The organism is Pseudogulbenkiania sp. FW507-F1, from assembly GCF_058781125.1.
Genome location: NZ_JBYSWM010000021.1, coordinates 55,538 through 66,531, shown reverse-complemented (window position 1 = coordinate 66,531; position 10,994 = coordinate 55,538). Strand labels below are relative to the sequence as shown.

Annotated in this window: 9 protein-coding genes; 2 read left to right on the top strand and 7 right to left on the bottom strand. The window is 64.4% G+C overall.

From position 1 onward, the window contains the following. The 3 genes from AC3WG5_RS14100 to AC3WG5_RS14090 form a co-directional block, all read right to left on the bottom strand. The coding region (locus AC3WG5_RS14100) for a type VI secretion system Vgr family protein (RefSeq protein WP_492569116.1) at nucleotides 1-1,043 on the bottom strand (1,043 nt) is incomplete at its 3' end. Nucleotides 1,044-1,560: 517 nt separating this feature from the next. Then, the gene (locus tag AC3WG5_RS14095) at nucleotides 1,561-2,409 is read right to left on the bottom strand and encodes a glycine betaine ABC transporter substrate-binding protein (protein WP_008955484.1); all 849 of its coding nucleotides are present in this window, start codon (nucleotides 2,407-2,409) and stop codon (nucleotides 1,561-1,563) included. An 87-nt stretch (nucleotides 2,410-2,496) separates the two neighbouring features. Next, nucleotides 2,497-3,552 carry an HAD family hydrolase gene (locus tag AC3WG5_RS14090; RefSeq protein WP_492569115.1) on the bottom strand — a complete coding sequence of 352 codons (1,056 nt, stop codon included), beginning with the start codon at nucleotides 3,550-3,552 and terminating at the stop codon, nucleotides 2,497-2,499. A 448-nt stretch (nucleotides 3,553-4,000) separates the two neighbouring features. On the opposite strand from AC3WG5_RS14090, the gene AC3WG5_RS14085 reads away from it, so the two are divergent. Further along, nucleotides 4,001-4,654 (top strand): peroxiredoxin, encoded by a 654-nt coding sequence (locus AC3WG5_RS14085; protein WP_014086604.1) that lies wholly within the window; start codon nucleotides 4,001-4,003, stop codon nucleotides 4,652-4,654. A 293-nt stretch (nucleotides 4,655-4,947) separates the two neighbouring features. Next, entirely contained in the window at nucleotides 4,948-5,466 is a 519-nt protein-coding gene (locus AC3WG5_RS14080) for a ComEA family DNA-binding protein (protein ID WP_008955488.1), read from the top strand. A 234-nt stretch (nucleotides 5,467-5,700) separates the two neighbouring features. Here the strand turns inward: AC3WG5_RS14080 and AC3WG5_RS14075 are convergent, their stop codons facing one another. The 4 genes from AC3WG5_RS14075 to AC3WG5_RS14060 form a co-directional block, all read right to left on the bottom strand. Continuing rightward, entirely contained in the window at nucleotides 5,701-6,669 is a 969-nt protein-coding gene (locus tag AC3WG5_RS14075; RefSeq protein ID WP_008955489.1) for a dipeptidase, read from the bottom strand. 338 nt (nucleotides 6,670-7,007) lie between these two features. Continuing rightward, nucleotides 7,008-7,682 carry a sarcosine oxidase subunit gamma gene (locus AC3WG5_RS14070; RefSeq protein ID WP_492569114.1) on the bottom strand — a complete coding sequence of 225 codons (675 nt, stop codon included), beginning with the start codon at nucleotides 7,680-7,682 and terminating at the stop codon, nucleotides 7,008-7,010. Continuing rightward, entirely contained in the window at nucleotides 7,675-10,692 is a 3,018-nt protein-coding gene (locus AC3WG5_RS14065) for a sarcosine oxidase subunit alpha family protein (protein WP_008955492.1), read from the bottom strand. The genes AC3WG5_RS14070 and AC3WG5_RS14065 overlap by 8 nt, the downstream gene beginning before the upstream one ends. Next, a complete protein-coding gene (locus AC3WG5_RS14060) occupies nucleotides 10,689-10,985 on the bottom strand; it encodes a sarcosine oxidase subunit delta (protein ID WP_008955493.1) in 297 nt (98 codons plus the stop codon). Before AC3WG5_RS14060 ends, AC3WG5_RS14065 begins: the two co-directional genes overlap by 4 nt. Nucleotides 10,986-10,994 lie beyond the last annotated feature (9 nt).

Here is a 10,994-nt window from a genome sequence, read left to right as displayed (position 1 = left end):
TCGAGGCGGAACCACTGCCCGGCGGCGAGCCCGCGCACCGAGCCGCCACCGTCGAAGCGCTTGGCCTGCGCGTCGTGCGCCTGCTGGCGCAGCCGGGCGTAGTGGGCGAGCTGGTCGGCATCGCCGGCGTAGTAGGGGCCGGGGACGTCGTAGTCCTGCAGGCTGCTTTGCAACCGCGTCCCATCGGAGCCCTGCTCGACGGCGCTGCTATCGCCGCTGTGGCCGGTGGCGACCGGCTGGTAGTCGAAGCTGGCCAGCGCCACGCCGCCACTGACGATCTGGCGCGTGCCGTCCCAGCGGGTGAGGCCATCCTCTTCTTCCGTCGCATCGCTGCGGTGGAAGCGCACCCGCTCCACCCCGGCGGCCGGCGGCGAATACGGGTCGTCGAAGGCGACGAGCTGGACCTGCGGGAGAGCCCCTCGCGACGCGGCGCGACCTGGCTCGCTCGCTCCCTCTCCATGCTCGAAGCGCCAGGCCAGCCCTTCCTCGTGCAGCAGGCGCACGAGGAAGTCGTAGTCGCTCTCGCGGTATTGCAGGCAGTAACTGCGGGAGGGCAGCTCGCCCACGAGCACGAAGTCGAGACGCTGCACCGCCGCGAACACCGGGTTGGCGGCGGCGTGTTCGGCGAACACCTGGCGCACGATGTCGGGCACCGAGAGGTCCTGGAACACCCGGCTGGTACGGCGCAGGCGCAGCAGCGCGAACGGCGGTTCGACGGTGAGGGCGTACTGGGCGAAGCCGCCGTCGGCCCCCAGGCTGTCGACAGCACTGACCACGCCGCCGCGCACCTGCTCGGTCCCGTCCGCCCCGGCGAGACCGAGCCGCACCGGCACGCCGAGCAGCGACTTCAGTTCGAGCCCGGCATCGGGCGACAGACACTCGACGCGGTAGCGGTAGCTATCGGAGACGGCCTCGTCGCCGTGTACCGCAAGCGGCAGCAGCGTCTCGCCCCAGCGCTGGCCGTCGCCCAGTTGCAGGGTGAGGAGGCGCTGCTCCTGGCTGAAGGCGGCGGCGAAGCTGGCAAGGAGTGAGTGAATGGTCATGAGTATCGGGTGGATGGCCGGGGTCGCCTGATGGCAAGAATGGCAATTTTGAATACGGCATTTTCCGCAATATTTATGCTATTGGCAATTCCATACAGCAAGCTTGCGCAGATAGAGAAAGCGGGAACTATCCAACTCCATCTATCGGCTGGCTATGCTTTGGAGGCCATTTGTCCGCACTGGATAGCCTGACCGGAGGCATCCGACGAGCACCCGTCACCATGACGGCACCCGAAAAATTGATGACAATGTTTTTTAGCGAAAGCTAGCTTGGTGCTAACGACACCAAACCGTCCGCCTCTTCCTCCCCCGCCATCAGCTCAGCGGTTTCTTCCTGAATGACCCGCTGAGAAACGGCGGGACGACACCACACACCGGCCCCGCTTTCGGGTTCAAGCCATCACAAAACCCAACAATGGCGCGGCTTGCCGGGCGGGTAATACGCCAAATCGACGGAGCCATGAAAAAAGCCCCCGAAGGGGCTTCAAGAGAGAGTGTTTACCACCGGGAACGAAGCTTACAGCCAGCCCGCCACGCGTTTGCCGTTGGCGCCAACCCATTTCTCGGCCGCTGCCGCCGGCTTGGCGCCGTTCTCGACCTCCAGCATCACCGCGCCGATTTCCTCCGGCTTCCAGGAGAATTTCTTCAGGAAGCTCACCACTTGCGGTGCCTTGGCGTTCAGGCCGGGGTTAATCACGGTGTCGACGTGTTCTTCCTCGCCGTACACCTTCTTCGGGTCCTCCAGGAAGCGCAGTTTCCACTTGGCGAACATCCAGTGCGGAATCCAACCCGTCACGGCGATCGGCTTCTTGGCATTGATCGAGCGCGCCAGTTCGGACGCCATGCCCGGACCGGAGCTCGGCATCAGCTTGTAGTCGAGGTTGTAGTCCTTGATCGCCAGTTCGGTCTTCTTCATCACGCCGGCGCCGGCGTCGATGCCGACGATGCGGCCCTGGAAGGCGTCCTTGTACTTGTTGAGGTCGGCCAGGCTCTTGGCCGGCACGTACTCGGGCACGATCAGGCCGATCTTGGCACCGGGGTAGTTGGGTCCCAGATCGGTGACCTTGTCCTTGAGCTGCTGGTAGTAGTCACCATGCGTCACCGGCAGCCAGGCCGACAGCGTGGCGTCGAGATCGCCGCGCGCCACCCCCTGCCACATGATGCCGGCGGCAACCGGCACCAGCTCCACCGGGTAACCCAGCTTGGTCTTGATGATGGCGGCGGCGACCTGCGTGGTGGCCACGCTGTCGGCCCAGCCTTCGACGTAGCCGATCTTGATCAGCGGTTTGTCGGCCGCCCAACTGGCGCTGGAACAGACCAGGCCGATGGCGGCCAGCAGCTTGACACTGTTGCGAACTTGCTTCATGCCAACTCCTCTACATGATAAAAGATGGGAATAGTCCCGTTCTGCTGCTTTACGTGCTACTGCGGGTGGTCCCGCTTATCGTTTGATTTATTGGATGTCTTCCGGCTTCACCACCAGCCAGTTCTTGTCGGCGGTGACCGTCTGGCCCAGCGAAGCTTGGCGCTTGGCCGATTCTTCCCACCACGACTGCATCGCCGGCATGTACTTGGCCTTGCGATTGACCCATACCCGCACCCCGCCCTTCTCGACGTCGGTACTGTTGAGCAGCATGTAGCCGTCGGAGATCGGGGTGTCGCCGCCCACCAGTACCGGCTTCTTCCACTGGTCGATCCAGCCGACGATGGAGCCCAGCTTGCCCTCGTACCAGGTCATCGGATTCATCAGGTAGGGGGTCAGTTCCAGGTCGAGGTTGCGCGCCGGGTCGTACTTGCCCTTCTTGATCTGCAGCCGCGAGCTGGTCAGCTCGCCGCTCGTCCGATCCTTGAGCAGCATGTTGACGCCGATGACGTTCTGCGGCTTGACGTTGTAACCGTACTTGGGGTCGCTTGCGACCATGCGCACCAGCTCCTCGCTGGCCGCTGTCATGACGTAGACGTCGATGCCGTTTTCCTGCAGCCGGTTGTAGAGCTCCTGCATGCCAGTGTAGAGATGCGGGCGGTTAACCGTGCCTTCCACGACTTTGTCGCCGCTGTAATACTTGATCGGGATCGGCTTGTCGTAGGCCATCAGCTCGTCGACGTAGCCCTTGAGCTGTTTCAGCGTGAAGCCGGAAAACACCTGCGCCACCCACGGGTAGCACACCAGGTCGTCGACCTCGCACAGCCGGTAGTAATAGCTGTTTAGGCTCTCCTTGAACCCCGACGTGTCCTTGAAGGGCAGCAATTTGAGCGAGGGATCGAGTTTGTCGCGCGTCAGCACGCCCTTCATCTCGAGGAACGGCAGCAAGGCCTCTTCCAGGTCGTAGCGGTAACTGGTGTTGTCCATGTCGAACACCGCGTAGGCGCCCTTGTGGGCGTTGGCGGCGATCATGGTATTCAGCTTCTGGGCGACGTCGCCCGGCCAGTGCTTGAGCTCGGTGGCCTGGGCTCCGGCCGTGGCCAGCAGCAACGACAACGACAATGCAACGCGTTTCAAACGACTCATCCGCTCACTCCTGTGGGTTGGACCGACACTGATGAAACAAAAAAACCCGGCATGCCTCGCACGCCGGGTAACTCACGACTCACTCTCCCCTTACCTTCGTGAGCACGCGCACGTCGTGCTCACCCAGCAACTTGTGCTGCCTGGCCTCGTCCCAACCGGTCTCCGACATGTACATGGGCATACCTGACTATGTGGGCTGGGCCGTCGCCGCGCATGGCGATCGCAGGCCTCGTCGAACTTTCCTTGCACACCATGGTGCCGAACCCTGTTCCAGCCCAGCGGCATTGTGACGACCTGTTCTTGTTAGTGAACGACATGGTGAAGATGGTCCGGCACGCAGCGCCGCAGTATCTATACTGACTCCGCCTGCTGCGATGTCAGCGCGCAGCAGGCATCCGCCCGCGGCCGCTTCGGCGGCGCCAGCCCGACGTACACAAGGAGGAAGATCATGGCAATCCGCATTGGCGATGAAGCGCCCGATTTCACTGCCGATACCACCGAAGGCACCATCCACTTTCACGAATGGATCGGCGACAGTTGGGCCATCCTATTCTCGCACCCGAAAGACTTCACCCCGGTCTGCACCACCGAGCTGGGCTATATGGCCAAGCTCAAACCGGAATTCGACAAACGCCACACCAAGATCATCGGCCTCTCGATCGACCCGGTCAGCGACCACAAGGCCTGGGTCGGCGACATCGCCGAGACCCAGGGCCACGCCGTCAACTACCCCATGATCGGCGACGCCGACCTGAACGTGGCCAAGCTCTACGACATGATCCATCCCAACGCCAGCCCCGGGCCGCGCACCGCCGTCGACAACGCCACGGTGCGCTCGGTGTTCCTGATCGGCCCAGACAAGAAGGTGAAGGCGATGCTGGTCTACCCGATGAGCGCCGGGCGCAACTTCGACGAAGTGCTGCGCCTGCTCGACGCGCTGCAGCTCAACGCCAAGCACACCGTCGCCACGCCGGTGAACTGGCGCCCAGGCGACGACGTGATCATCCCGACCTCAGTATCGGATGAGGAGGCGCAGAAGAAATACCCAGAGGGCTACAAGACGCTGAAACCCTACCTGCGCATGGTGGCGCAGCCGAAGTAGACCTTGATGCTCCGCGCGCCAGGGTCGCCGCAGGCAGCCCTGGCATATCCCTCTTCCGTTGTCGGGCAGCGGCTGGCCGCTGCTCGGCGCGATGTGTCGGCATGGGGAGTTGACGTGCCGGTGGCCGTGCTACAGCCGTGGGTGGCAGCCGCTATCGGCGGGGAACGGAACCGGCCTTCCGCGTCATCACGAAAAGAAACTTAACAAAATGAAGGAATTCATTAACAGTTTCGAATAACCCCTTGGCTACCATCAAGGTCCCTTTGAAAACCCGTCAGGGAAAAGGAGCCTTAATGAAATACCATCCGATTCGTTCCCACCTCGTTGGTGCCCTGCTTCTCGCAGTGAGCAGTTCCGCCGCTCTGGCACTGGATATCAATGCCGCCAGCTCTGTTGAGCTGGTGCAAGCCGGCTTCAGCAAGACGCAGGCCGAAAGAATCGTGGCTTACCACAAGGCGCATGGCGATTTCCGGTCGTCGTCCGATTTACTCAAGGTCAAGGGTGTCACCAAGGCGACACTTCAGAAAGTGAACGACAAGCTCAATAGCGACGCCAGTGCGGCGGTTCGTGCCGAAGGCGCGGCCACGGCAGCGGGTCAAGCCCCCGCGGGCAAGACCGGCGCCGCGGGGGCCGGTAGCGCCTCTGCTGATCAGCGTCCGATGGAAACCTCCAGTGGCGCCAATGCCGGCGCTGGAGTTGGAGCTGGGGCCGGTGTCGGCGTAGGGGTTGGTGTCGGTGTTGGAGCCGGCAGCAGCGGCGGAGCCGCAGGCGTCAAAACCCAGGGTGGCGTTGGCATCGGTATCGGCCAGTAACCCCATCCCCGGCTCTGGGGCGCACTGAGATCAGTGCCTCGCCCTTGACCCGGATACAGCTCGGTCAGGCCCTTGGGCATGGCCGGGCTTTTTAACGCCAGCGCGGAGCCTGTTGCTGGCTGGTTCTTCCGCCCGCATTGGCCCCGACATTTCACGACCAGCCGCAGCAAAAACGGCGTGGGAGCGACATCCGTCGCCACCCACGCCGTTCTTCTTGCGTGATCGGAACCGGGGTCAGGCGCCCCACACCTCGCCGAACACGCGCAGCCAGTTCTCGCCCAGCACCTTCTGAATCTTGCGCTCGCCCCAGCCGGCCTTCTCCATCGCCACGGTCAGGTTCGGCGTCTCGCCGATGGTGCGGATGCCTTCCGGATTCAAAATGGTCCCGAAGTTGGTCAGGCGGCGGTAACGGCCCTTGTCGTGGGTGATCCAGTCGAAGAAGCCCTTGTCGTAGCCCTGGGTGAAGTCGGTGCCGAAGCCGACGCAGTCCTCGCCCACCAGGTTGATGATGTAATCCATCGCCTCGACGTAGTCGTCCACCGTGGCTTCGATGCCGCGCTTCAGGAACGGCGGGAACATGGTGACGCCGATGAAGCCGCCGTGGTCGGCGATGAACTTGAGCTCCTCGTCGCTCTTGTTGCGCGGGTGCTCCTTCAGGCCGGACGGCAGGCAGTGCGAGTAGGTCACCGGCTTCTTGGATTCCAGGATGGCCTCTTTCGAGGTGTGGCTGCCGACGTGCGACAGGTCGACCATGATGCCAACGCGGTTCATCTCGGCGATGACCTCGCGGCCGAAGCCTGACAGGCCGCCGTCGCGCTCGTAGCAGCCGGTGCCGATCAGGTTCTGCGTGTTGTAGCACAGCTGCACCACGCGCACGCCCATGTCGGCGAAGGCCTCGATGTAGCCGATGTTGTCCTCGAAGGCGTGGGCGTTCTGGAAGCCCAGGATGATGCCGGTCTTGCCGTCGCGCTTGGCCTGGCGGATGTCCTCGGTGGTGCGTACCAGCGACAGGATGTCGCTGTAGTCACGAATCTTCTGCTTCATCTCGGCAATATTGTCGACGGTATCGGTGAAGCCCTCCCACACCGACACGGTACAGTTGGCGGCGGTGAGGCCACCCTTGCGCATGTCGTCGAATACCGAGCGTTCCCACTTGGCGATGATCAGGCCGTCGATGACGATGCTGTCGTTATGCAGTGACATTTTTTCTCCTCGCGGGCACCTCACCCGCCTTGAGAAATGGTGCACGAGGCGGTTTCGGCCAACCTCGGCAGCAGCGACCGGTTTTTGCCGCAGACCGACATGGCATGGCGCGACAAGAGAAATGAAAAAGCCCCCGTAGGGGCATGAAGGGATGGCAATAACCACCGGGAACAAAACGTTACGGCCAGCCGGCCACTTCTCGGCCGTCATCACCAGCTTAGAGTCGCCGACAAAACCCAGTGCAACGGTCCTGGCTAGGCGCGCGGCCGCAGACAGTACAAGTAGTACGGCTAGGCCGCGCAACAACGCCAAGAGGGTTTTGTTAGCGACTCAAAAGGTCAGGCCGCCACCGGGCGCTTGCTTGGACTGCCCGCATCGACCAGCCGCAGGAACGGGCTCTTGCCGGCCGAGGGCAGCTTGGCCACGGCGAAGCGGTACGGTATCGCCGCCTTGGTGATCAGCAGCCACAGGTAGTCGGCGAAACTGCGGCGGATCACCAGGAACACGCCGTCACCGTCCACCCGGCACACCAGTCCGCCGGCCTTGCCCAGTACCGTGCTGGCCGCGTCGCCCGCCTCGATCGATTCGAAGTCGTACACGCCGAGGTGGCGCAGCAGCGTGACGTGCTCGACGCCGGACAGGTAGACCGTGGTCAGGCCGCCGCTGTTGTCCACCGCCTGGGCGAACAGCCCGTCGAAGTGCTTGGCGCAGGCCGCCAGCAGCGCCGGCACGGCAGCGCGGGCGGTGATCAGCAGGCATTCGTCCGGCGATTGCCAGATCAGCACGCCGGCCTCACCGCTGCTGAAGCGGCTGGCGGCGGGCACCGCCAGGCCGGTGGCCTGGCTGATGGCCTGGGCCACGGCAGCGTCGGAGAGGTCGCCGCGCAACACGATGTAGCCCAAGAGCGGCAGTTCGTTGGCGCGCACCTTTTGGCTGGCGTCGGCCGGTACCGTCAGCGCCGGCAGGTTGAAGTTGACCAGCGGCGATTGCAGGTAGGGTTGGAAGTTAGGCATGTTGACGCACCCCTTCTTGATCGACGAATACGGAGGAAACCACCTTGGCCGGGTGCATCTTGCCATGCGCCCACACGTACACCGTGTCGCCTTCGCGCTTCAGACCGCCCTTGAGCACCGCCATCGCGATGGAGCGGCCGAGGAAGGCGCTGTGGTAGCTGGAAGTCACGTGGCCCTGCATGTCGGCCGGCGCCTGCGTGTTGCGGCTCGACAGGATCTGCGCGCCTTCGGCCAGCACCACCTTCGGGTCTTCGGTGTACAGGCCCACCAGCTGCTTGCGGTCGGAGCGCGAGGTGTCGGAACGCGACAGCGAACGCTTGCCGAGGAAGCTGAACGGCTTCTTCATGCCCACCGCCCAGGCCATGTTCAGGTCGATCGGGCTCATCGAACCGTCGGTGTCCTGGCCCACGATGATGAAGCCCTTCTCGGCACGCAGCACGTGCATGGTCTCGGTGCCGTACGGCGTGATGCCGAACTCCTTGCCGGCTTCCATCACCTGTTCCCAGATGTAGTGGCCGTAGCAGGCGTCGACGTTGATTTCATACGCCAGCTCGCCGGAGAACGAGATGCGGCACACGCGGGCCGGCACGCCGGCGACGGTGCCTTCACGCCAGTCCATGAACTTGAAGGTGTCGGCGGACAGGTCGATGTCGCTGGAGAGCTTCTGCAGCACGGCACGGCTCTTCGGGCCGACCACGGCGGTGGTGCTCCAGTGGTCGGTGACCGAGGTGAAGCGCACCTTCAGCTCCGGCCATTCGGTCTGGTGCCAGCGCTCCAGCCAGTTCAGCACACGCGCGGCGCCGCCGGTGGTGGTGGTCATGTAGAAGTGGTCGTCGGCGATGCAGGCAGTCACACCGTCGTCCATCACCATGCCGTTCTCGTCCAGCATCAGGCCGTAGCGGCACTTGCCCGGGTCGAGCTTGGTCCAGGCGTTGGAGTAGATGCGGTTGAGGAATTCGCGCGCGTCCGGGCCCTTGATGTCGATCTTGCCCAAGGTCGACGCGTCCATCACGCCAACACTATTTCGAGTCGCCAGGCACTCGCGGTCCACCGCCTGGTGCATGGTTTCGTTGCCCTTGGGGAAGTACCAGGGGCGCATCCACTGGCCGACGGTCTCGAACAGCGCACCGCGGGCGACGTGCGACGACTGCATCGCGGTGTAGCGGCGCGGGTCGAAGGTATCGCCGACGTGGCTGCCCGCCAGCGCACCGAAGGTCACCGGGGTGTAGGCCGGACGGTAGGTGGTGGTGCCCACTTGCGAGATCGGCATGCCGAGCGCCTCGGCGGCGATGGCGAAGCCGTTGACGTTGGACAGCTTGCCCTGATCGGTACCGAAGCCCAGCGCGGTGTAGCGCTTGACGTGTTCGATCGAGCGGTAGTTCTCGCGCACGGCCAGATGGATGTCGGCGGCGGCCACGTCGTTCTGGAAGTCGACCAGCGCCTTGGCACCGTGCCCTTCCGGCTTGCCGTCCGGTACACGGAACACGCGGCGGGTCGGCTGGATGTCCTTGTCTTCGCTGACCGGGCAGGTGCTGGACGACGTACGGCCGAAGCCGATCAGCATCGCGCTGACCGAGGCGTGCGTCTGCGCCAGCGCCTCACCCAGGCCCCAGCGGCCGGTGATGGCGCCGGCCACGCTGATACCCTGGCGGCCTTCGTCCGGGGTGACGAAGGACAGGCGTTCTTCGTTCCAGTACGGGCGGCCGTTGTTGTGGCAGAACAGGTGCACGGTCGAGGTCAGGCCGCCGGAGGACAGGATGGCGTCGGCCGACAGGGTCGGGCCTTTGCCGGTCACGGTCAGGCAGTGCGGGTCGAGCTTGACCAGCTTGGCGCCGCTGGCGGCCTTGCCGCCCTGCACCTCGGCGATACCGTAGCCGAGCAGCAGCTCGACGCCGGCCTTCTTCGCCGCATCCAGGCGCCAGGCGGCGGCGCCGCGCTGACGGGTGTCGATCAGGGTCACGCGGCTGCCGGCCTCGGCCAGGTCCAGCGCGGTGTCGTACGACGCGTCGTTATGGGTGAGCAGCAGCACCTTGCGCCCGACCGCCACGCCGTAGCGGTTCAGGTAGGTCTGGCCGGCGGCGGCGGTGAGCACGCCCGGGCGGTCGTTGTTGCCGTAGACCAGCGGACGCTCGATGGCGCCGGTGGCCAGCACCACGTGGTGCGCGCGGATCTTGTGCAGGCGCTGACGCGGCAGGGTGGCGACGCGCTGCGCGATCGGCAGGTGGTCCTGCACCAGCTCGACCGCCTGCACCAGGTTCTGCTCGTGGTGGGCGAACGCCGTGGTGCGGGTCAGCACGGTGACGTTGGACAGGCTCTTCAATTCGGCCAGGCGCTCACTGACCCACTTCATCGCCGGCTTGCCGTCGATCACGGCGCGGGCATCAGACAGCATCCAGCCGCCGGCTTCGCTCTGCTCGTCGACCAGCAGGGTCTTGAGACCGGCACGGCCGGCCAGCGTAGCGGCCCACAGGCCGCAGGCGCCGCCGCCCACCACCAGCACATCCACGTGGTGGTGCAGGTGGTCGTAGAATTCCGGATCCGGATCGACCGGAGCGCGGCCGTAGCCGGCGGCCTTACGGATGATCTCTTCATAAAACGGCCAGGCTTTCGCCGGACCCATGAAGGTCTTGTAGTAGAAGCCGGGCGGCATGAAGCGGCTGAACTGGCCGGCCAGCCCCTTCAGGTCGAAGTTGAGCGACGGGAAGCCGGTGGTGGTGGTGGCGGACAGCCCCTCGTACATCTCCACCTGGGTCGCTTTCAGGTCCGGTACGGTATGGGCCCCGGTCTCGAGCTGGATCAGCGCGTTCGGCTCTTCGGCGCCGTGGCCGACGATGCCGCGCGGGCGGCCGTACTTGAAGCTGCGGCCGATCAGTTTCACGCCGTTGGCGATCAGGGCCGAGGCCAGCGTGTCGCCGGCGAAGGCCTGGTATTTCTTGCCGTCGAAGCGGAAGGTCAGCGGCGCCTTTTCGTTGATGCGCTGGCTGCTACGGTGGACACGGTAAGCGCTCATGCTTCGCTCTCCTTCAGATACAGCTCTTTGCCTGCGGCCAGCGTCCAGGTGCCGGCGATTTCATAGCTCACGGTGTTGCGCTTGACCGCAAACACCTTGCGGCAACCGGCGGTGTGCTGCCATTGCTCCCAAAACCAGCCGCGCGTGTTCTTGCGCATGAACAGGTAATCACCCCATTCGGCTTCGGTCGCCTCTTCCGGGTTGGCCGGACGGGGGATGTAGGCCTCGCCAGCGTAACTGAATTCTTCTTCCTCGCGGGTTGCCCCGCAGTGCGGACAATGAATCTGGAACATCTGCGGCTC

Excerpts from the sequence above, each read along its gene's own strand:
- AC3WG5_RS14095 (WP_008955484.1), bottom strand. The coding sequence starts at position 2,409 with ATGAAGCAAGTTCGCAACAGTGTCAAGCTGCTGGCCGCCATCGGCCTG.
- AC3WG5_RS14090 (WP_492569115.1), bottom strand. The coding sequence starts at position 3,552 with ATGAGTCGTTTGAAACGCGTTGCATTGTCGTTGTCGTTGCTGCTGGCC.
- AC3WG5_RS14085 (WP_014086604.1), top strand. The coding sequence starts at position 4,001 with ATGGCAATCCGCATTGGCGATGAAGCGCCCGATTTCACTGCCGATACC.
- AC3WG5_RS14080 (WP_008955488.1), top strand. The coding sequence starts at position 4,948 with ATGAAATACCATCCGATTCGTTCCCACCTCGTTGGTGCCCTGCTTCTC.
- AC3WG5_RS14075 (WP_008955489.1), bottom strand. The coding sequence starts at position 6,669 with ATGTCACTGCATAACGACAGCATCGTCATCGACGGCCTGATCATCGCC.
- AC3WG5_RS14070 (WP_492569114.1), bottom strand. The coding sequence starts at position 7,682 with ATGCCTAACTTCCAACCCTACCTGCAATCGCCGCTGGTCAACTTCAAC.
- AC3WG5_RS14065 (WP_008955492.1), bottom strand. The coding sequence starts at position 10,692 with ATGAGCGCTTACCGTGTCCACCGTAGCAGCCAGCGCATCAACGAAAAG.
- AC3WG5_RS14060 (WP_008955493.1), bottom strand. The coding sequence starts at position 10,985 with ATGTTCCAGATTCATTGTCCGCACTGCGGGGCAACCCGCGAGGAAGAA.